The sequence below is a fragment of the Spirillospora sp. NPDC049024 genome, from assembly GCF_040649235.1.
Lineage (GTDB): Bacteria > Actinomycetota > Actinomycetes > Streptosporangiales > Streptosporangiaceae > Spirillospora.
Map to the genome: position 1 here is coordinate 24,694 of NZ_JBEZFD010000031.1, position 21,088 is coordinate 45,781.

Annotated in this window: 16 protein-coding genes; 7 read left to right on the forward strand and 9 right to left on the reverse strand. The window is 69.7% G+C overall.

All coding sequences use genetic code 11. The features are described 5' to 3' along the window. Positions 1 to 2 precede the first annotated feature (2 nt). Positions 3 to 3,101 carry a DISARM system SNF2-like helicase DrmD gene (gene drmD, locus AB0C21_RS38655; RefSeq protein WP_500211061.1) on the reverse strand — a complete coding sequence of 1,033 codons (3,099 nt, stop codon included), beginning with the start codon at positions 3,099 to 3,101 and terminating at the stop codon, positions 3 to 5. A 231-nt stretch (positions 3,102 to 3,332) separates the two neighbouring features. Beyond that, positions 3,333 to 4,946: an MFS transporter gene (locus AB0C21_RS38660; RefSeq protein ID WP_500211062.1), complete on the reverse strand. Its 1,614-nt coding sequence runs from the start codon at positions 4,944 to 4,946 to the stop codon at positions 3,333 to 3,335. Between the two features lie 195 nt (positions 4,947 to 5,141). Between AB0C21_RS38660 and AB0C21_RS38665 the strand changes: the two genes are divergently transcribed. Both AB0C21_RS38665 and AB0C21_RS38670 read left to right on the forward strand, forming a co-directional pair. Continuing rightward, a complete protein-coding gene (locus AB0C21_RS38665) occupies positions 5,142 to 5,735 on the forward strand; it encodes a helix-turn-helix domain-containing protein (protein WP_500211064.1) in 594 nt (197 codons plus the stop codon). A gap of 105 nt (positions 5,736 to 5,840) precedes the next feature. Then, positions 5,841 to 6,734 (forward strand): class I SAM-dependent methyltransferase, encoded by an 894-nt coding sequence (locus AB0C21_RS38670; protein ID WP_500211065.1) that lies wholly within the window; start codon positions 5,841 to 5,843, stop codon positions 6,732 to 6,734. Between the two features lie 123 nt (positions 6,735 to 6,857). Here the strand turns inward: AB0C21_RS38670 and AB0C21_RS38675 are convergent, their stop codons facing one another. After that, positions 6,858 to 7,334 (reverse strand): MarR family winged helix-turn-helix transcriptional regulator, encoded by a 477-nt coding sequence (locus AB0C21_RS38675; protein WP_500211066.1) that lies wholly within the window; start codon positions 7,332 to 7,334, stop codon positions 6,858 to 6,860. A 98-nt stretch (positions 7,335 to 7,432) separates the two neighbouring features. On the opposite strand from AB0C21_RS38675, the gene AB0C21_RS38680 reads away from it, so the two are divergent. After that, entirely contained in the window at positions 7,433 to 8,515 is a 1,083-nt protein-coding gene (locus AB0C21_RS38680; RefSeq protein ID WP_500211068.1) for an epoxide hydrolase family protein, read from the forward strand. A 523-nt stretch (positions 8,516 to 9,038) separates the two neighbouring features. On the opposite strand, the gene AB0C21_RS38685 is transcribed toward AB0C21_RS38680, so the two are convergent. Then, on the reverse strand, positions 9,039 to 9,848 hold the full coding sequence (locus tag AB0C21_RS38685; protein ID WP_500211069.1) for an NUDIX domain-containing protein: 810 nt from the start codon (positions 9,846 to 9,848) through the stop codon (positions 9,039 to 9,041). A gap of 646 nt (positions 9,849 to 10,494) precedes the next feature. On the opposite strand from AB0C21_RS38685, the gene AB0C21_RS38690 reads away from it, so the two are divergent. Next, the gene (locus AB0C21_RS38690; protein ID WP_500211070.1) at positions 10,495 to 11,094 is read left to right on the forward strand and encodes a hypothetical protein; all 600 of its coding nucleotides are present in this window, start codon (positions 10,495 to 10,497) and stop codon (positions 11,092 to 11,094) included. 36 nt (positions 11,095 to 11,130) lie between these two features. Here AB0C21_RS38690 and AB0C21_RS38695 read toward each other — a convergent pair whose 3' ends face one another. After that, positions 11,131 to 11,541, reverse strand: coding sequence for an HIT family protein (locus AB0C21_RS38695; RefSeq protein ID WP_500211072.1), 411 nt, complete (start codon positions 11,539 to 11,541; stop codon positions 11,131 to 11,133). A gap of 136 nt (positions 11,542 to 11,677) precedes the next feature. Between AB0C21_RS38695 and AB0C21_RS38700 the strand changes: the two genes are divergently transcribed. Both AB0C21_RS38700 and AB0C21_RS38705 read left to right on the forward strand, forming a co-directional pair. Further along, complete coding sequence (locus AB0C21_RS38700) at positions 11,678 to 14,140, forward strand: McrB family protein (protein WP_500211073.1); 2,463 nt, start codon at positions 11,678 to 11,680, stop codon at positions 14,138 to 14,140. Further along, entirely contained in the window at positions 14,140 to 15,396 is a 1,257-nt protein-coding gene (locus AB0C21_RS38705; protein WP_500211075.1) for an McrC family protein, read from the forward strand. Before AB0C21_RS38700 ends, AB0C21_RS38705 begins: the two co-directional genes overlap by 1 nt. A gap of 16 nt (positions 15,397 to 15,412) precedes the next feature. On the opposite strand, the gene AB0C21_RS38710 is transcribed toward AB0C21_RS38705, so the two are convergent. From AB0C21_RS38710 to AB0C21_RS38720, 3 genes are all read right to left on the reverse strand, one after another. Further along, complete coding sequence (locus AB0C21_RS38710) at positions 15,413 to 15,667, reverse strand: hypothetical protein (protein WP_500211077.1); 255 nt, start codon at positions 15,665 to 15,667, stop codon at positions 15,413 to 15,415. Beyond that, a complete protein-coding gene (locus AB0C21_RS38715) occupies positions 15,664 to 17,385 on the reverse strand; it encodes a hypothetical protein (RefSeq protein ID WP_500211078.1) in 1,722 nt (573 codons plus the stop codon). The genes AB0C21_RS38710 and AB0C21_RS38715 overlap by 4 nt, the downstream gene beginning before the upstream one ends. A 75-nt stretch (positions 17,386 to 17,460) precedes the next feature. Then, complete coding sequence (locus AB0C21_RS38720) at positions 17,461 to 18,543, reverse strand: SRPBCC family protein (protein ID WP_500211080.1); 1,083 nt, start codon at positions 18,541 to 18,543, stop codon at positions 17,461 to 17,463. 335 nt (positions 18,544 to 18,878) lie between these two features. Between AB0C21_RS38720 and AB0C21_RS38725 the strand changes: the two genes are divergently transcribed. Further along, a complete protein-coding gene (locus AB0C21_RS38725) occupies positions 18,879 to 20,408 on the forward strand; it encodes a phosphoesterase (RefSeq protein WP_500211082.1) in 1,530 nt (509 codons plus the stop codon). Here the strand turns inward: AB0C21_RS38725 and AB0C21_RS38730 are convergent. After that, positions 20,398 to 21,075: a formylglycine-generating enzyme family protein gene (locus tag AB0C21_RS38730; protein ID WP_500211083.1), complete on the reverse strand. Its 678-nt coding sequence runs from the start codon at positions 21,073 to 21,075 to the stop codon at positions 20,398 to 20,400. The two genes, AB0C21_RS38725 and AB0C21_RS38730, sit on opposite strands and share 11 nt — an antisense overlap. Positions 21,076 to 21,088: the final 13 nt, after the last annotated feature.

The window sequence follows — 21,088 nt, forward strand, 5'->3', positions numbered from 1 at the left end:
TGTCAGAGCGCCTCTCGCTTCGGGACGACGAACACGATCGCGACGGGGAACGAGTGTGCTTCGCGACCCGCGTAGCGGGCCTCGATCTGCTGGAGTTCGAGTGCCTTCTCGTCCTCCAGGCGTTGCAGGCGGATCTCCCACGATCTGCGGTCGTTCTGGTACTGGCGGATCTCCTCGCGGCCGGCCGCCGCCAGCTTGGAGAACAGGACACCCTCCTCGTCGCCCTTGGCGAGCTGGGCGCGCAGCGTCGCGGCGAACTGCTCGATGTTGGCGGTGATGCGGCGGGACTCGGCGTCGCGGCGCTGGTCGAGGCGGCGTTCGAGGGACTCGCGGCGGGTGTCGGCGCGCCACTTGATGGCGCCTTCGAGGCCGGGGCGCAGCGACTCGAACCGCTCGGCGAGCCGGGCCTGGATGCGCGGGGTCGCGGGGGCGCCGGTCGCGAGGGCGCGGTCGAGGAGGTCGCCGAGGCGGCCGAGGCTCTCCCAGCGGCGGAACCGTCCCCCGTCGGGGGCCCAGCCGCCGGCGTGCAGGACCTCCTCGTGGAGGCGGACACCGTCCGCGCCGACGAGGACGAACCGGGAGAACGCGGCGACGAGCGTCGTCTCCAGCTCGGGGTCGTCGCTGGTGACGGCGGCGACCCGGTTCAGGTCGATGCGGTCGTTGGACACGGCGGCGCGCAGCAGCCGGGTGGACATCGCGACGAGCGGGTGCCCGAGGTGCGCGAGGACGACGTCGTCGCGGTTCTTGGCGACCTGCTGGCTGAACGTGACGGGGAGCTGGCGGGGAGGCCGATCGTCCTGCGGCAGCTTCTCCAGGAGCCCGGCGGACGCGCGCTCCCACGACCCGGTGAGGACCGGCACCTCGTAGACGCCGCCGTCGGGGTCGACGGCCTTCTTGAGCGGCTGCTGGCGCGCCAGTTCGAGGGCGGTGTCGACGACGCGCTTGATGCCGGGCGGGGTGATGCGCAGCTCGCGGACCGTCTCGTCCAGCTTCTCGCGGAGCCTGCGAACCTGGTCGCCGACGTCGGACTCGGACGGGACGTTGTCCTTCTTCGCGGCCTTGGCGGTCTCGGCGTCCATGTCGACGCGCTCCCCGAGGAGGCGGCGCTGCACGGCGTCGGCGAGGACGGCGTTCACGGAGCCGAGGTCCTCCTGCATCTGCGCGACCTTCACGGCGACGCGGGACAGGAACTCTAGGTCGGCCTCGTAGGAGTCGACGGCTTTGTCCCATCCGGTGCCGACGAAGTGGCGGATCTCCGGGACCTCGCGCTGGCCGTAGCGGTCGATGCGGCCGATCCGCTGCTCCAGCTTGTTCGGGTTGAACGGGATGTCGTAGTTGACGAGCCGGTGGCAGTGGTTCTGGAGGTCGATGCCCTCGCTGGCGGCGTCGGTGGCGAGCAGGATGCGGACCGGGTGCTCGTGCGGCGCCTTCTGGAACGCCAGCCGCAGCTTCTCCCGCTCCTGGGCGTTCATGGAGCCGTCGAGCTCGGCGACGCGGTCGCCGCCGAGACCCTGGGCGCGGAGCAGCTCGCGGAGCCAGTCCTTGGTGTCGCGGTACTCGGTGAAGACGATGACGCGCTCGTTGGTCCAGTCGCGGCCGGGGCGGCAGACGGACACCAGGTACTCGATGAGCTTGCGGGCCTTGGCGTCGGGCTGCGCCTCGTGGGCCGACGCCCAGTCGTGCATGCGCTGGAGGAGGGCCAGTTCCTCGTCGCGGCTCTCCACGAGCGGGGTGGTGAGGGTGAGGGCGTCGGACTCGGCCTCGTCCAGGGACTCGTCGTCGAGGGTGGCGACATCGTCGAAGAAGCCCTCCAGCCACTCGTCCCCGGGCGGCAGGATGTGGCGGCCCTTCGTCTTCAGCGTCTCCATGTAAGCGGCGACCGTGTGGGCGAACGCGGCGGGGCTGGAGAACAGGCGCTTCTTCAGCAGGAGGGTGACGAGGTCGGCGGCGCGGCGGCCGCGGGTCTTGTTGAGCCGCTTGCGGCGGATCTGCGCGAACTCGCGGAGCAGGTCGTGGATCTCGCGCTCGTCGTCGGGGTAGTCGACGGGGATCGCACGGGCGTCGCGGGCCTTGAAGCGCGGGTCGCCGTTGTCGATGATCTGGCGCTTGAGGCGCCGGACGACCGTGTCGCGGACGGCGGAGTCCTCGGGCGGGACGCCGCGGGCGAAGCGCTGGTCGTCCAGGATCTCCAGGAGCGCGGTGAAGCTCGCCTGGTAGCCGTTGTGCGGGGTCGCGGACAGGAACAACCGGTGCGTGAAGTGCTGCGCGAGCCTGCGGATGAGCTTCGTCTGCTGCGAGTCGACCGCGTAGATCTGCTTGGGCGCGGCCGGGGCGACGTGGTGGGCCTCGTCCAGGATGAGGAGGTCGAACGTGCGCGGGTAGGTGGGGCCGTCGGCCGGGAGGACCTCGTCCAGGAGGCGCTGCGCCTTCGCGCCGCGCAGCCACGGCAGCGACACGATGGCCTGCGGGTACACCTCGAACGGGTTCGCGGCGCTGCCGTGCGTGCGGCGGACCTGCGCGCACCGCTCCGAGTCGACGACGGTGAACTCCAGGCCGAACTTCTCGGCCATCTCGTCCCGCCACTTCACCGTGAGGCCGGCCGGGCAGACGATGAGGATCTTGCGTCCGCGCTGGCGGAGGAGCAGCTCCTGCGCGACCAGGCCCGCCTCGATCGTCTTCCCGAGGCCGACGTCGTCGGCCAGGAGGAGGTTGACGCGGGGGGCGTCGAGCGCGCGGGCGACCGGTTCGAGCTGGTAGTCCTCGATGGCGACGCCGGAGCGGAACGGCGCCTGGAGCGTTCTCACGTCGGCGGACGCGACGGCGCCCCAGCGGACCGCGTCCAGGAACGCGGCGAGGCGCTCCGGCGAGTCGAACCTGCCCTGGCCCACCTCGGGAAGCGACCCGGACGGCAGGGTGCGGCGGCCCGGCTCGACCTCCCAGATGACGGAGAGGGTCTCGCCGTAGCGCCCGTCCTCGACGGACTGGAGGGTGACGAGGGTGCTCTTCTCCTGGCCGTCGACGGTGCTCACGACCCACCGCTGGCCGCGCACCTGCACAAGGGCGCCGGGAACGGGACGCTCATCGGTCGCTGTCGCCGCCAACAGATCTCCTCGTCGAGATTCTTCGCCGCTTCAAGCTGCGCACACTTCGTAGCACAGTGCCGACATGACGCGCCGTCCGCGGACCTGATCCGGCCGGGACGCACCGGCTCGCCCAAGTTACCGCCCAATCACCCGTCAACGGATGGGTTTGTCGTGTACTCGATACACGTATGGCCGGAGTCGGTCAGCGTGGCGGCGGCACGTCATTTGGCCGAAGGCTGTGCGGGGCCTTTACGAAGTAATCGTGTTGATGGGTTCTGTGTGGTCGGCCGTGGGGGCGCCGCGCCTGGGGCCTCGGGCTAGGACGAAGAGGAACAGGGCTGCCATGACGGCGACGCCTGCCCACATGGACTGCTGCCAGCCCTCGACGAACGACTGCTGGGCGGCATGCACAAGTGTGGGTGCATGCGGGTCCGCGCCGTTGGCCGCTTGCATGGCGTTGGCAACACCCTCACGGGCGGTGGCGGCGGTGCTCGGAGGGACGCCGTCGAGCTTGCCGTTGATGGCGTTGCGGTAGCCGACGGCCAGGAGGGTGCCCAGCAAGGCGACGCCCAATGCCGTACCGAGTTCCCGAGTGACGTCGTTGAGCGCAGACGCGACGCCCTGGCGTTCGCGCGGCAGGGATGCGGTGATGGCCTCGGTCGAAGGAGTCATCGACAGGCCCATGCCGATGCCCATGGCGAGCATGCCGGGGAGGATGGACAGGTAGCCGCCGTCAACGGAGACGATTCCGGCCATGAGCGCCAGGCCGGCGCCCGCCAGCAGGATGCCCGTCGCCATGGTCGCGCGGGGGCCGACATGGGCGGCCATCTTGGGGGCGAGGCCCGAGGCGGCCATCATCAGTACGGCCATGGGCATGAGCGCGAGTGTGGACATCAGCCCCGACCAGCCCAGCACGGCCTGGAGGAAGGGGAACAGGACCACGAAGATGCCGGCCTGTACGCCGAAGACCGTCATCAGCGTGATGGAGCCGCCGGCCAGGCCGCGCTCGCGGAACAGGCGCACGTCCAGCAGGGAGGCGTCCCGGCGGTGCAGTTCCCAGGTCACGAAGCAGACGGTGGCGGCGATCCCGGCGGCGAGGCTGATCAGGACGGCGGGGTCGGTCCAGCCGCGCAGCGGCCCCTCCTGCAGGACGAGGACGAGGCCGATCACGGCGATGACGGAGGTCAGCGCCCCGACGATGTCGAAGGGGTGCCCGGAGGCCTCGCGGGAGTCGGGGACCGAGCGCAGCACCATGACGAGCGCGACGACGACCAGGACGACGGGCAGGACGAACAGCCACCGCCAGCTGGCCAGGTCCACGAGGGCGGCGGACAGGAACATGCCGAGGATGCCGCCGCCTCCGGCGACACCGGTCCAGACGCCGATCGCCCGGCCCCGTTCCCGGGCGGGGAAGGTGGAGGTGATCACCGCGAGGGTGATCGGCATGATCATCGCCGCGCCGACGCCGCCGAGCAGGCGCGCGGCGAGCATGACCTCGGCCGACGGGGCCAGACCCGCGAGCACGCCGGCGATGCCGAAAACGCCCAAACCGGCGATCAGCATGGGTTTGCGGCCCAGCCGGTCACCGATCGCGCCGAGCGGCAGCAGCAGGGCGGCCAGGGCGAGGGTGTAGACGTTGATGATCCAGAGGATCGTGCTCTGTGATGCGTCGAAAGCCGCGGCCAGATCGGGCTGGGCGACGTTCAGCCCGGACACCGAGGCGATGACGGCCATCAACGCGACGCAGACCGCGATCAGGATCGTGCGCAATTGGCGCGGGTCCGGTGAGTCCTGGCCGGGGGCGGCTCCCCCGGCTTCGGCAGCTCCGGCGGCTCCCACCTGCGGAGACTGGTTCATACTCATGGTTTCCTCTCAAAGGGCATGCAGACTGCGCGCCGGGCGAGCGGGTCGCATCGGACGGGGAATGCGGAGCCGCGCGCCACAGAGGTGAGGTCGCGTGGTGCTCCGGTGCGGGCGGATGTCGGTGGGTGGCGCCGCCGTCCGCCCCATCTGCACGGAAGCTAGTCGTGTTTGCTCGAAGGGCATAGGATCTTGCTTATGACGCAAGATGATGGAGAACTGGACGGCCTGGTGCGCAAACGAATCCGCGCGCTGCGGGTCGCGCAGGGATGGTCGCTGGAGGAGTTGGCCAAGCGCGCCCATCTCAGCCAGTCCACGCTCAGCCGCATCGAGAACGGCCGGCGGCGCCTGGCGCTGGACAGCCTCGTCACGCTCGCCCGCGCCCTGGACACCACTCTCGACCAGCTCGTCGAGGACGCGTCCGACGACGTGGTCATCAGCCCGATGATCGACAGCGCCCACAGCACGATGCGCTGGCCCATCAAGGCCGATCCCGGCATGGTCGTCGTACGCCAGCGCATGACCGAGCCGCCGCCCGACAACCCGTCACGCATGCGCGCTCATCCCGGACGCGAATGGCTGGTCGTCCTGTCCGGCACCGCGGTGCTCATGCTGGGCCACCGCCGCTTCCGCGTCGAGACCAACCAGGCCGCGGAGTTCCCCACGATGCTGCCGCACGCCATCGGCGCCGAGGGCGGCCCCTGCGAGATCCTGGGCATCTTCGACCGGGACGCCCGCCGCGGTCACCAGCGCGGTGACGGCGACGAGGACACGAACCGTCCCGAGCAGTGACGGACGCGGCACACCCCGGCCCTGTAGGCAGCTTGCGCAGTCGGCAGATCAGAAGGGCATCGCCTTGCGCGTTCGGCAAGCCGCGATGCCATTGGCGCATGGGCGATGCAGGATGGCGTCGTGAACGCCACTCCACCGCATGAAGCGCACCCCGGCCATCACCTGGGGCATCAGCCCGACCACTCGCACGACATCGACGGCCAGGCCGAGCTCCTCGACCTGGACGCGGAGGTCCTTGCCGAGCACATCGCCGCCATCACCGCCTGGCTACCCGTCCATGCGGAACCCCGTCAGATCGTGGATCTGGGCTGCGGGACGGGCACCGGCGCCCTGGCCCTGCTCGCCCGGTTTCCCCAGGCACACGTGACCGCCGTCGATTCCTCCCCCGGTTATCTCCACCGCCTCCAGGAGAAGGCGCGCGCAGCGGGGGTGGCGGATCTCATCCGTCCCGTCCAGACCGACCTCGACGCCGACTGGCCCGACCTCGGCACGCCGGACCTGGTGTGGGCTTCGGCCTCGATGCACCACATGGCCGACCCCGAGCGCGCTCTGCGCAAGGTCCACGACATCCTCGTGCCGGGGGGCCTCTTCGCCGTCGTCGAACTGGCCGGCTTCCCCCGCTTCCTGCCCGCTGACGCCCCAGCGGACCGACCGGGCCTGGAGGAGCGCTGCCACGCCGCAGCCGACCGCCACCACGCCGGACGCGTGGACCATCGCGGCGCCGACTGGGGGCCGATGCTGACCGCCGCCGGATTCACCATCGAGGGCGAACGCACCTTCTCCGTGAACATCCCGGGGTCCCGCAGCGAGGCGGTCGGCCGCTACGCCCTGGGCGGGTTGCGACGCATCCGCGCCAAGGTCGCCGTTGCACTCTCGGCGGACGACCTCGCCGCGCTCGACCGGCTGCTCGACGACGACGGCCCTCACAGCATCCTGCGCCGCGACGACCTCGCGGTACGCACCGAACGCACCGTCTGGGCCGCACGCCGCAACGAGTGAGCCGCCCGCCGTCCAAGCCTTGTCAGCGGCGGCGTCACGCGGGCATCACCGGTGACGCGGCCGGCGGCTCGTGGGCAAGTCGCCGAACTCGGGGATGGCGTGTCACCAGCGCGGGCGGATGGGTTACTTCGCGTCGTGCGGGCGGGGGTGCGAGGGGCGGTGGTGCTCGGTCAGGACGATGAGTAGACGGATGAGTTCGTCCTTCTGGCCGGGGGTGAAGGGGGCGAGGAGTTCGCGCTGGGCGTCGGTGACGAGCGCGTCGAGGTGCTCCAGGCGGCGGTGGCCGGCGGGGGTGAGGGTGATGACGTTCCGGCGGCGGTCGGCGGGGTCGGCATCTCGGCGGATGTATTCGGCGCCGGCGAGTTCGTTGAGGACGGCGACCATGTCGCTGCGGTAGATGCCGGTGCGGCGGCTGAGTTCGGCCTGGCTGGCGGCACCGGCCTCGGCGAGCGCGGTCAGCACGGCGAAGTGCCACTTGCGAGCGCCTTCGGCGGCCAGGCGCTCGCTGACGAGCCGGTCGGCGGCGGCCGCGGCCCCGGCGAGCAGGCGGCTGGGGATGGCGCGCAGCCGGGCCGGAGTGGGTTCGGGGGTCGGGCTCATGGGTTCTCCTCCACCTCTTGCGTTAGTGACACTAACAGTCTAGTTTCGTTAGTGACACGAACGTTAGATCGCCGAACGGTTTCCCCGGAGCAAAGATCATGATCAAGCCGTACCGCATCGACATCCCCCAGGCCGACCTCGACGACCTGGCCGACCGCCTCTCCCGCACCCGCTGGCCCAACGAGATCGCCGGTGCCGGATGGGACTACGGCTTCCCGCTGGCTCGGCTGAAGGAACTCGCCGAGTACTGGCGCACCGGCTACGACTGGCGTGCGCAGGAGGCCGAGCTGAACGAGCTTCCGCACTTCACCACCGAGATCGACGGCCAGAACATCCACTTCGTCCACGTCCGGTCCTCGAAGCCGGACGCGCTCGCGCTGATCCTCACCCACGGGTGGCCTGGTTCGTTCCTGGAGTTCCTCGACGTGATCGAGCCCCTGTCGCGCGACTTCCACCTGGTGATCCCGTCCATCCCGGGTTTCGGTTTCTCCGGGCCGACCTCTGAGCGCGGCTGGGATGTCGTCCAGGTCGCGCGGGCCTGGGCCGAGCTGATGCGCCGGCTGGGGTACGAGCGCTATGGCGCGCAGGGGGGCGACTTCGGCGCGGGCATCTCGATGGCGCTCGGCGCGGTCGCACCCGAGCAGGTCGTCGGGGTGCACGTCAACTACCTGCCGACCCGGCCGGTCCCGGACGCCGACATCGAACTGTCGGAAACGGATGAGGCCCGGCTGGACAAGGTCCGGAAGTTGATGGCGAATCGTCCGCCGTACCAGGCTCTGCAGGCGCTCACCCCGCAGACCATCGGCTACGCGCTGACCGACTCGCCGGTCGGCCAGTTGGTCTGGATCGCCGAGCGCTTCGCGCAGTGGACCGACCCTCGCTCGCAGATCAGTGACGAGCGGATGCTCACCGACATCTCGCTGTACTGGCTGACCGCCACGGCGGCGTCCTCGGCGCGCCTGGCCCGCGAGACTCCGCGGCGGATCGAGCCGTGCCCGGTACCGGTCGGCGTGGCGGTGCTCCCCCACGACATCACGCAGTCGGTGCGACCGCTGGCCGAGCGGCTGTACGACATCAGGCACTGGTCGGAGTTCGAGCGCGGCGGCCACTTCGCCGCGATGGAGGTGCCGGAGCTGCTCGCCGAAGACGTCCGGGACTTCTTCCTCACCCGCATCAGGTGACACGAGCGTCAGCTCGTCGAACTACGCGAGGAAGCCATCATGACCAGCACCGAAACCCTGATCCCCGAACGCGCATAGAGGCCCGCGGCATCGGAGCGCCGCAACGAGTGAGGCGCCCGTCGTCCAGACCCAGTCAGCGGCGGCATGTGCCTGTGGTCACGCATCCGCACGTGAGCACCCCGGCGAATGCCTGGTACGCGGCGTGCTGCCGTCATGGAGGGGGCCAGGACGGCGGCCGCGCACCACAGCGGCGCCGCCACCGCGACCTTCCGGATCAACATCACCGAGTTGCAGGAAACTGACCGAATCCACCAGTCCGGTCATTACCGTGAGGAGGACGAGCAACGGCGGCAGCGGCCCGCGATCGCGCGATTCGGACACCCGTGCATTCTCGCAAGAGGGCAGGTCGGGCCAGGGAACTCCGAGGTGGCGTGTCACCAGGAATCAGCAGCCCAGCCAACTCCTTCGAATGGCACGCAGGTGAGGGCGTCGCCTTTCGGACGGCCCGAGCGTGCCGAGCGGGTCAGTCGTCCGGGGTCCACCCGTGGACGCTGAAGGCTTCCCCGCGCTCGATCGCGGCGAGGGCCCGCGCACAGTGGGGGATCAGGTCGGCCGGTGGAGCCGCTGGGTCGATCCACAGCGCCTCCGATGCCTTGTCGGGCTCGGCGGCACGCGGTTCGCCTCCCCAGCGGCGGAAGGTGAACCAGTAGTCGCTGATCGCGTGGCAGGGGCCGGGCAACGACGCCTCGGCCCGGTGCATGACGTGGCTGAAGACGGCATCGTCGCGGTGCAGCGTCACACCGGTCTCTTCCCTGGCCTCGCGGATCGCCGCCGCCAGGACGTCTTCGCCGGGCTCGATCCGTCCCGCGGGCGGGCACAGCCGGCCGTCGCGGTAGCCGGTGTTGTGGCGGCGCAGCATCAGCACCGCGCCGTCGTCGCGCCGCAACAGGACGTGGGGCGCGATGAATGATCCGTGCCAGCCGTTCGCAGCGACTGCGTCCGCCCCGGCGACCTCGCGGCCGGAGACGACGCTGAGCCGTTTGGCCATGTGCTGTCCGGCCTGGTCAGGGCCCCCGGCCAGGTCGACCATGGGCACGGCGGCGGAAAGGATCACGTCGGCCAACTCGTCCAGCACATCCGTGGCGGTCTTGTGAATGCCCTTGCGGGGATTGCCGCCGGTCATCCCGAGGTAGGCCTCGACGACCTCACCGACCTCTTCGGCGATCTTCATCACCAGCAAATGCGTCGGCACGTCCGCCAGATAGCCGGTCCGGATCCGAGCGGAATCGGCCCAGAAACCGCGGCAAGGCTCAGCGCCTTCGGAATTCACCACGCCGCAACCCTAGAACCCGCAGCGCCGACACATCCTCGATTCTCGAACATTTGGTCGAACCATAGGCCCCTCGGGCGGACCAGTGATGGCGGACGTCCGGCCGCGGTCGGCGAGACGCACCGAACCCGGCGGTCGCCGGAGTCGTCGGACCCCCTGTAACGGCTTGCGAGTCGGCCGCTCTGGCCCCACGAAGCCGACCAGATCATGCACTATTGTCGCGAGCCGATTCCGGGCCGGGTGTTCGGGACGTCCGCGGCAGCACTTGGAGGAGCCCTCGGTGACAGGTCCCGCTGGTCCACCTTGGGGACAAGGCGGACACAGGCCGCCCCCCGTTCCGCCGCAGCACCGGCCACCCCATCCCGGATACGGACCACCGCCGCCCTGGTGGCAAGGCCCACCACCGCAGCCGCCGCAGTATCCGCCTCACCCGCAACGCCCCTATCCGCCACAGCCTCCGCCCCCATACCAGCCGTATTGGCCACCCGGCCCCCAGCCGCCCCCACGGCCGCCGTCGCGGGCGCGGCGGATCCTCCGGAAGCTGAACCCGTTCCTCGCCGCGCGGGCGGTGTTCCGGCCTTCACGACCGGACCTGATCGTCGACACGCACGTCCGGAAACTGCAGGTCGCCCGTGCCTGGGCGGGCATCGTGGTGACTCTCGCCGTGGCCGCGGTCTACAGGGCCACCGCCCCCAAGGAACTGGCGGACGAGCGGTTCGGTGACGCCTGGATCAACGTCCTGATCCTCACTTGCGTCCTGCCACTGGTCGTGGGCGCCTTCGTCGTGGCCGCCCGGCCGCCGAACCGCGGCGCGTTCGCGCGCCGGCTCCGCTACCCGTTGATAGCGGTCGCGGCGATGTTCGGCTCCATGTTCACGTTCGTGCTCGCGGCCGTACCCGATCTGGAGGGTGCGCGCGACGCGGCGGGGCCGGTGGTGCTGATTCCCGTGGGAGTGGTCCTCTTCCTCTGGATGCTCCCCTTCACCCTCTACGGCATCGTCCTCTCACTGACCAACGTGTTCCGGACGGCCGACATCCACGAGGTGGTGCCGCCCCTGGTGAGCGTGTCGGCGTCCTGGGTGATGGCCGTGGTCAACCTTTTCAGCGACTCCTACAAGGGAGTTCCGCACGTCCTGGCCCTGGCGCTGATGCTCGGGGCGCCGGTGACGGTAACCGCCCTCGCCTACTACGAGCTGCGCAGACTCCGCCTCCTACACGGCATCACCCTGGCCAACACCCTGCTGCGCTGACCCAGCCCGTTCGGACGCCGCTCCGGGCTGTTCGCATCAGCGAGGCGCAGTGATCAGCTCCAGGGTGCGTTCTAGTTCGTAAGCCGGAGCCTGGTGGGAGTTCCACATCGGGCGCAGATCATCACCGTGTCGGCGCGGAACCACATGGGTGTGGAAGTGGAAGACCTCCTGCCCGGCGGCTTCCCCAGTGGAGTGGGTCACGTTCACTCCGTCTGGCGCCAGCGCCGCCTTCACCAGGGCGGCGACACGATGCACCATCCGAGAAACAGCCTCATGGGCGAGTTCGGAGATGGTCCAGATGTCGGCGGCGTGTTCACGCGGGACGACCAGCGTGTGTCCCGGCGCCGCCGGGGCGATGTCGAGGAACGCCACAGTGCGCTCGTCCTCAAGCACCCGATAGGACGGCAACCGCCCCGCGACGATCCCGCAGAAAGCGCAGTCCTTCACCACCTGATGATCACATTTCCCGACCGGAGCGCCCCGGCGGGAGGGCGCCCACTGCGCAGAGATGGCCGGATTCGGCCAGCCGCGAACGACGGATACGGGTTGAAATCACCCGGCGACGATCAGCTACGAATGGTGGATGGGTATCGGACTGAGTGTCACCACGGACGAAACCCCCGACGGGCGGACCATCGTCCACTACGACGGGCAGTCCTTCGAGCTGACTCCCTCCTCCGGTCAGGTGATCTGCCCAGCCAGCGATGGGACGGCGCTCCACCACAGTCGGAGCTGTACCCACATGGGCGGATATGAGGACAGCTGGAAGGTCTATCCCGACCCGAATCGAGACCTGTGGCTACGCCTCTCGGAGGCCGCGCCGGCAGATGACGCGCCAGGACGGCGAGCGTTCGCGGAGCAAGCCGGACTGCGCAACGGGCAGGGTCGCCCTATCCACAAGGTCTGCCAGACGTGCACGCTCGTCCCGCTCACCTCCGTCGGCAAGATCCGGACACCGGCGAGACCGCTCTCCCAGGCGATCGCCGCGTTCGACCGCGCCGCCTACGCGTCGCGACTGGCAGAGGTGAAGTCGGAGATCGCACAGGTGGTCCAGGACTTTCCGCTGGACGCTTGGCCGACCATGCCGCTCGAACGGTACGCGCTGGGAACGGATGTCTTCCGAGAGTCCTTCAGCTACCGCATGGAATACGGAACGCGGACTCTCTGCGATATCAGAGGCCGGTCCGCCGGCAAGAACATCATCTACTGGAGCAAGAAGCACGGCGCCTGGAAGTACCCGGCCGAGTACAGCGATGAGGTGGAGGCCTGGAACCGCGTTCGGGCGGGTTTCATCCAGGCTTTCGAGTCCGCTCGGGACGACGGGATCGCCTACGTCGACGCCGTCGACGAGCTGCGGACGGGCTTCACGATCGTCACCAAGGCGATCTCCTGTTACGTCCCCGATGCGCTCGTCCCCATCACCGGGAAGGACCACCTGTACGCGTGCGCCCATCACCTGTCGGGCAGGGACGCGTCCAAATTGGACCCCTTCGCCGCGCATGAACTGCTCAAGCAGCTTGTGGTGGACGACGGGCGCTTCGCAGGCTGGCACCCGTACGAGGTGGCGTGGTTCTTGAACGAGTGGGTCACGCCGAGGCTCGATCCGACCATTCTCATGGTCGCGCCGGGTGAGAAAGGACGATATTGGAACGACTGCCTGGACGGTGGATACATCTGCGCGGGTTGGGATGAGGTAGGCGAGCTGACGAAGTTCGCTTCCGAAGAGGATTTCCGGGCGGGCTTCGAGGCCGCCGACCCGCATGGACACAAGCCCACCAACTCGGCCAAGGCGCGTGAGCTGTGGCGCTTCTTCCAACTCCGCCCGGGCGATCGGGTGATCGCGAATCGTGGTCACAAGGAGATCCTCGGGGTGGGGACCGTGACGGCGGAGGGCTACCGATGGCGGCCGGAACGTTCGGAGTACTTCAACACGGTGGCCGTCGATTGGGACACGAGTTACGCGCAGACGTTGCCAGTGGCGCAGCAACTGAGCGGGCAGAAGACAGTGAGGGACGTGCCCACGGATCTGTGGCAGACCATCCAGTCCGGAAGGCAGGGCGCGCCCGCCGAGACTGAGCAGGTGATTCCGGATGATCCATTGTTCGACCAGCTCTCCGGACTGCTCGCCCGGAAGGGCCAGGTCATCCTGTACGGGCCGCCGGGAACCGGAAAGACCTACGCGAGCCTGCGTTTCGCGCTGCGTTGGCTCAGCACGCACCTTGACGAGTCGGAGGCCATCGACCCCGTGGCCAAGCCCGGGACACTCAGGTTCCAGAAGGGCCTCAACGCGCTTCAACAGGCCGGATACCTGACGCAGGTGACGTTTCATCCCGCGTACGGGTACGAGGACTTCATCGAAGGGTTCCGGCCTCAGGAAGGCGGCGACGGCGGGCTGCGGCTGGTGTTGCGGGACGGGATCTTCAAGCAGGTGTGCGAGGCCGCGGCGGCGAACCCGGAGCGGCCGTATCTGCTGCTCATCGACGAGATCAACCGGGGGGACATCCCGAAGATCCTCGGTGAGCTCATCACTCTGCTGGAGCGCGACAAGCGGGGGATGCACGTCACGCTGCCGACCGGCCGGGCGTTCGCCGTCCCGTCCAACGTCTACCTTCTCGGGACGATGAACACAGCGGACCGCAGCATCCGACTGCTGGACTCCGCTCTGCGGCGGCGGTTCGCGTTCCACGAACTGCTGCCCGACACAGACCTCCTCGATGGGCAGAAGGTCGGAGACGTGGATCTGGGGCTGCTGCTGCGGGAACTCAACCGCCGCGTCGTCAAGGAGTTGGGGCGGGAACGCCAGATCGGGCACTCGTTCTTCATGTCAGGCAGCGAGCCCCTCGACAGCGAAGCGGATCTGGCCGCGGTCGTCCGCACCGAGGTGCTTCCACTACTCCAGGAGTACGCCTACGACGACTATTCGATGCTCTCCCGATTCCTCGGTCAGGAGATCGTGGACGTGCAGGCGCACACGGTCGCCGGGCTGAGCGACGAACGGATGGTCGAGGCCCTCTCGGCGGAACTCCAGGCGAGTGCGGGCGAGTAGTGAGGACGGTCGTCGTCCCCGAGTACGGGAAGTGCCGGGAGAAGGGCCTCGAACCCAGCCCGGCGGACCTCGCGGTCGTCGAATCCGCGGAGTTGGCAAAGCGGATCAGGTTGCGCTGGCTTCGGGACGGCACTCTGGAGGTCGAGGCAGGCTCCCACGTGGGGGTGGTGGACCTCGACTGCGTGTCCGTTCACGTCCGGCCGAAGCTGGCGGGCTCGGAGCTCGGCGTGCTGGAGATGCTCGACTACGCCGCCGGGTTGCGGTCCCTGCGAGAGCTGCCGCTTCTTCGGCGGCTCGGGACGGGGCTGAGCCTGCGGGATCTCGTGTGCCTGCTGCTGACGCGGGAGTGCGACCGCCTCCTCCGGCACGGGCTGCGGCGCGACTACCTGCGGCGTGAGGAGCCCCTTCCGGCCGTCCGGGGCCGGCTGCTGGCGGAGCGGCAGGTGACGCGGCGGTTCGGGATGCTCGACCGGCTGGAGTGCCGGTATGACGAGCGGAGCGGCGACATCCTCGACAACCGGTTGTGCGCGGCGGCTCTGCATACCGCCGCGCGAACGGCGCAGGACGCGGACGTGCGAGCGGACGCGCGTCGGCTCGCCGCCGACTTCTCCGGTGTCTGCGCGGCCGGGGGCTTCGATGTCCGGTCGGCGGTGGAGCGCCTCACCTATCACCGGGCCAACGAGCACTACCGGAACGCGCATCGGTGGGCGCGGATGCTCCTGGAGGGGGCGGCGTTCACGGACCGCCACACGAAGGCCGGGCGGACGACCCACGCCTTCATGGTCGACATGAACACCCTTTTCGAGGACTTCGTGACGCGGTTGATGCGGGACGCCTTCAGCGAGACGAGTGTCATCGTGCGCGATCAGGAGGCTCTGCCCGGGGCGATCAGGGGTGCGAGCGGCGACTCCTACACCGAGATCCGTCCTGACATTCAGCTAGTACAGGGACGCCGGCTCTGTCCGGTGGACGCCAAGTACAAGCTGTACGGGGAGAAGCAGGTCTCCTCGTCCGACCTATTCCAGAGTTTCGTGTACGCGCAGGCGGCAGGCGGTTCGGACGAGGTACCGCGCGCCTTCATCGTCTACGCCAGTGACCGTGGCATGCCTCCGAAGACCGTCGGGCTCCATCGTCGGGACGGTGGCGTCGCGGCGCGGGTGACGTACGTGGCCGTCGACATTCCGAAGGTGCTGCAAGTGGAGACGGCCCGGGAGGCGTGGTTCGACGAGGTGCGGAGCCTCTTGGCTCTTGGTTGAAGCTGGGGTCCTCAGGTCATTCGAGGTCGGGGAGTTCGGCGGCTATGGCGTAGTCGATCTGGATGTTCCGGTAGGTGGTTTGCTTCTTGGCCTTGTCCGGGAGGTTCGTTCGGACGCTTCCGGAGGTGGACTCGTCGGACGAGCCTTCGGTGAACTCCACAGAGACGTCGGGGACGGCCTCGAAGCGGAGTTCGTCGGCCTTCACCCTGGCGGTGAAGAGGATGGCCGCCGTTCGCCGGAGTTCGGCGTTGGGGAAATCGCCGGCGTTCACGAGGTCTTGCCTCCTCCTGGCTGGGAGACCATCCGCAGGAGGGCCTTTCCCAGCTCGCGGACGGACTCCTCGGTCTCCCGGAGGGCGCCCTGGAGCGCCGTGATCTCCTGGTCCCCGTCGGACGGGCCCGCGCCGTTCGGGTTCTGCTTGCCCTCCGGTTCGTCCTTGTCGCCGGAGGCGTCCTCGGCGTCCGTTCCCTCCTCGCTCCTGTCGGAAAAGTTCTCGGGCTCCGCTCCCTCCTCGTCTCGGTGGGAGGCATCCTCAGGCTCCGTTCCCTCCTCGCTCCGGTCGGAGGAATCCTCGGGCTCCGCTCCCTCCTCGTCTCGGTGGGAGGCATCCTCGGGCTCCGTTCCCTCCTCGCTCCGGTCGGAGGAGTCCTTGGACTCCGCTCCCTCCTTGTCCTGGTCGGAGGCACCCTCGGACTCCGCTCCCTCCTTGTCCTGGTCGGAGGCATCCTCGGGCTCCGCTCTCCCTTTGTCCTGCTCTGATGTGTCTTCTGGCTCCGTCTTCTCCTGGGCGGAGGAGTTCTCGGGCTCGGTTGACTCCTTGTCCTGGTCAGAGGAGTCCTCGGATGTTGTGTCCGCGGCGCCCTCGGTGGCTTCGCCTGGTTTGCTCGCGGTGTTCGCGACGCCCTGGCCTGCGGTCTCGGCGGCTTGTCCGGCGCCCTGGCCCGTGGCGGCGGTCGCCTGTCCAGCGCCCTTGCCGACGCCTTCGGCTGCGCCGCCCGCGCCCTCGCCCACGTCTCGGACGCCCTCGCCCGCGCCTTCGGCGGCACGGCCCGCGCCCTTACCGGCCTCGCCGACGCCCTCGCCCGCGCCCTCGCCCGCCTGCTCGGCGGCACGGCCCGCGCCCCGGCCGGCCTCGCCGACGCCCTCGCCCGCGCCTTCGCCCACCTGCTCGGCGGCACGGCCCGCGCCCCGGCCGGCCTCGCTGACGCCCTCGCCCGCGCCCTTGCCCACCTGGCCGACGCCCTCGCCTGCGCCTTCGCCCACGTGTTCTGCGGCGCGTCCGGTGCCCTTGCCCACCTGGCTGACACCCTCGCCCGCGCCTTCGCCCACCTCTTCGGCCGCGCGGCCGGCGCCTCGTCCGACCTCGCTGACGCCTTCGCCCGCGCCCTTGCCGACTTCCTTGACCGCGCCGCCCGCGCCTGCGCCGACATCCCTGACGGCGCCGCCCGCGCCTTCGCCGACGCGCTCGACCGCACCACCGGCGCCGCGGCCCACGTCCTCGACGGCGCCCCTGGCGCCCTTGCCGACCTCGCCCACGGCGGAGCCGGTTCCGGAGCCGATGTCGCTGACCGCCGACTCGAGGCCGCGTCCGATGTGCTGGAGGATCTCCGGGTTGCGGTCGAGCGTGGTCAGGACGCGGTCGACGATGATGGCGACGTTGTCCAGCCGGACCTGGAGTTCGGCCTCCGCCTCGACGCCCTTGATCTCCAGTTTGACCCTGCCGAGGAACACGTCCGCGCCGACGTTCAGCTTGAGCAGGTCGAGCACCTCGGCGACGAGCGAGACGTGCGCCTCCAGGTTCTCGACCTCCAGCGAGATCTCCTCGACCTTGAGCTGCGGAACGTCGAGATGGACGTCCGGGCCCTCGGCGGGCTGCGCCCGCCGGTCCGGTTGGATGGTCCTTCCGGTCAGGCCCTCCGACTCATCGCGGGACTCGTTCCGCTGCCGCTCGGGCTCGGCCTTGCCGTTGCCGGACTCGCCGTCGCTCATCGTTCCCCCCGATGCTCGATCCTGCTCCCCCAGGGGCTACATGCCCTCTCAGCGCGGGTCCCACCAGCGGAGACGTCAGCCGCGGGCGCCGCTCGCCGCCTTCTCCTTCTCCTTCTCCTGCGCTTCTTCGGGCTTCTGCTGCCCGTCGCCCCTCTCCTCCTGGGCCTCGGGCTTCTCCTCCTGCCCTTCGGACTTCTCCTCCTGCCCTTCGGACTTCTCCTCCTGCTCCTCGGACTTCTCCTCCTCCGAAGCCTCGGACTTCTCCTCGCCGCCGCCCTCTTCGGCCTGGCGCTGCTCCTCTTCCTCCTTGAGGGCGTCCTCGTGGGTCTTGACCACCTCGCCGTCGCGGATCTCGCCGCGCCAGCCCTCGGTCTCCTCCTGGTCCAGAAGGGTCTTGGTCATCATGTGGCGCTTGATGTGCTTGAAGTCCAGGCGGAGGCGGCGCCCCTGAGCGCGCCAGAGGTTCGCGGTCTTCTCGAAGAACCCGTCCGGGTGGTACTCGGCCACCAGCAGGACCCGCGTCATGGACGGCGCCAGTTCGTGGAACGTCACGGCTCCGTCGACGTAGCCCTTGGGCCCCTTGGACTTCCAGACGATCCGCTCGTCGGGAACCTGCTCGATGATCGTCGATTCCCAGGTGCGGTGGGACAGGAAGACCTGCGCCCGCCAGTTGATCTTCTCGTCGGACTCCTGCTCGACGCTCTCGACCTTCTTGGTGAAGCTGGGGTAGTCGGCGAACTGGGTCCACTGGTCGTAGGCCACGCGCCGCGGGAGCCCCACGTCGAACTCCTCGATGATGTTGGTGACCTTCATCTTGCCCTGGCCGCCGCCCTTGCCGTCCTTGCCTCCGCCGCCGATGGCGCCCTTCACCTTGTCCTTGACCATTTCCTTCGCCCCGGTCGCGCCCGCGCTGAGGCCCGCCTTGAGCGGGGACTCGCCCTCGGCGATCTTCTTCGCTCCGGCGGCCGCCGCCTTCTGGGCGGCTCCCCCGCCGTCCGAGGCGGCGTTGAGACGCTCCGTCAGGCCCTCGATCTGGCCGGTCGCCTTCGACAGCGCCCGCATCATGAGCGCCTGGGCGAACTCGCGGCCGACCTCCTTGAGCTGCTCGATGGGAAGATCCTGCGGATTGCCGCGGTCCCCCGTACCGGCTTCCGTCATCGTTACCACTTCGCTTCATCGACGATGTCGCTTGCGGCCTACATAACCGGCGGAAATCGCCATGAAACGGTTGATGTTGCCCCTGAGCAGCGAAAACGAAAGATCTACCGGCCCCTGGCTTCGGCACGCGGCCGTCCGCGTCCAGGTCCTGCAGGTGAACACGCCTTGCGAGGAAGTCGCGACAGGTTCCGTTCCAAGCCGGATCGGCGGGAAGCGCGCGGCCTCGGTGTTCTTCCGACGGTCAACGATTGGCCAGCGGCGCGTAACGGTCTCCCGATGGACTGTGGCCGCCATGCCCCCTGGCATGACGTGCACAGCGATAAGGAGGCCAGGTCATGGCCATGTTCGAAGACGAGCACACGGAGCCTTCGAGCGGAGTCCCCCATCCGACGCGGCGCCGGTTGCTGGCGCTGACCAGCGGGCTGGTCGGAGCCGTCGCGGTCGGCGGGCTGCCCGCGACCGCCGCGCGGGCCGGGACCCGTCCCGGCTCCGGCGGACGGCGCTGGCTGGCCGGTGACCACCACGTGCACAGCGAGTTCAGCGTCGGCTATGACAACTCCACCGCCCCGCCCACGCCGATCCTCGGCGGGGACGCCATCTACCCGTTGGCCGTCAACGCGAGCAACGCCCGGCGCTTCGGGCTCGCCTGGATGGTCTCCACCGACCACGGCGGCCCGCTGCACTCGAAGCTCGACGCCGAGCAGCGCTACCCGAGCCTGCTGAAGGCCCGCCGCGCGGTCCCCGGCGTCCTGCAGTTCTACGGCATGGAGTTCGACACCCCCGCGGCCGACCACTCCAGCCTGATCATCCCGAAGGTGGCGAGCGAGCGCGACATCCTGTTCCGGCTGGAGAGCCAGTTCGCCAAGCGCGACCCGTTCCCGGCCGACCCGTCCTTCGACACCGAGGCCAAGATGCTGGAGGCGCTGCGGGTCATGCGGCAGCTGCCGCACAAGCCGGTCCTGTTCGCCAACCATCCCGCCCGCTCCGCCACCGGCCTCGGCGTCTACGGGCAGGACACCCCGGCGGAGTTCCGGAAGTGGCACGACACCGCGCCCGAGATCGTCCGGGGCTTCGAGGGCGCCCCCGGCCACCAGGCGGGCAGCCTCAACCGGGACGGGTCGATCGACCCCGGCGGCGCCCGCGGCGGCTACTCCAACCACCCGACGATGGGCGGATTCGACCAGATGACGGCCCGGCTCGGCGGGCTGTGGGACGCCCTGCTGGGCGAGGGCCGCCGCTGGTGGATCACCTCCACCTCCGACTCGCACGTGCACTACACCGATGGCGGGTCCGACTTCTGGCCGGGCGAGTACTCCAAGACCTACGTCCACGCCCGCCGCGACTACGGCGACGTCCTCGACGGGCTCCGCAACGGGCGGATCTTCGTGACGATCGGCGACCTGATCGACCTGCTGGAAGTGTCCGTGCGCCCGGTCGGCGGCGGGCACGGCCACGCCCACGGAGGCGTCGCGACCGTGGGCGAGACCCTCAGGCTGACCGGCCGCGACCGCGATGTCGAGGTCGAGATCCACATCCACGAGCCCGACCACCCGAACGCGGCCGGCAAGCGTCCGCGGGTGCGCCGCCTCGACATCATCACCGGCCGCGTCACCGGCCCGGCCGGCGACCGGACCGGCGACACCAACCCCACCACCAAGGTCGCCGCCCGTCTCGACGCGGCCCGGTACCGCCGCGAGAACGGCACCATCGTGGTCCGCCACACCCTGCGCGACATCGACGGGCCGATGTACGTCCGTGTCCGCGGCACCAGCACCGACGAGCTCGAACCCCAGCCCGACCCGCGCGGTTCCGACCCGTGGAGCGACCTGTGGTTCTACTCCAATCCCGTGTTCGTCAACCGCTGACGGCGGAGCGCGCCACGCGGAAGCCCACGTCGTCGATCCGGAACGTCGGGTGGCTCCGGCGGCGGACGGAGGCCCGGCAGCTCCAGTGCTCGTCGGACCATCCGCCGCCTCGGAGCACCCGGTAGGCGCCGTACACGTCCGGGTCGTAGAGATCCCAGCACCATTCCCAGACATCGCCCAGCATGTCGTGCAGGCCCCAAGCGTTGGGCCGCTTGCCGCCCACGTCGTGGACGCGGTCCTGGGCGTTGCCGCGATACCAGGCGATCTCGTCGAGCGGCCCGTACCGCGGGCCGGTCGTGCCGGCGCGGCAGGCGTGCTCCCATTCGGCCTCGCTCGGCAGCCGGTATCCGTCGGCGCCGGCATCCCAGTCAGCGCTCTCGCCGTCGGCATCGAGGCGATACGCCGGCGTCAAGCCCTCGCGTCGGGACAGGGCGTTGCAGAACCGGACCGCGTCCGCCCACGAGACGCACTCGACGGGCAGCCGGTCCCCTCGTGCGGTGCTCGGCCGCTCGGCGGTGACCTGCGCGTACTGCGACTGGGTGACGGGGAAAAGCCCCAGCCGGTACGGCGCGAGGTCGACGGCCCAGCTGCGCCGCGTCCGCCGGTCCGACAGCGTCACCGTCCCGGCCGGGACGGCGGCCATCTCGATTCCGGCGCTCTCGTCCATGAGCCGACGATCC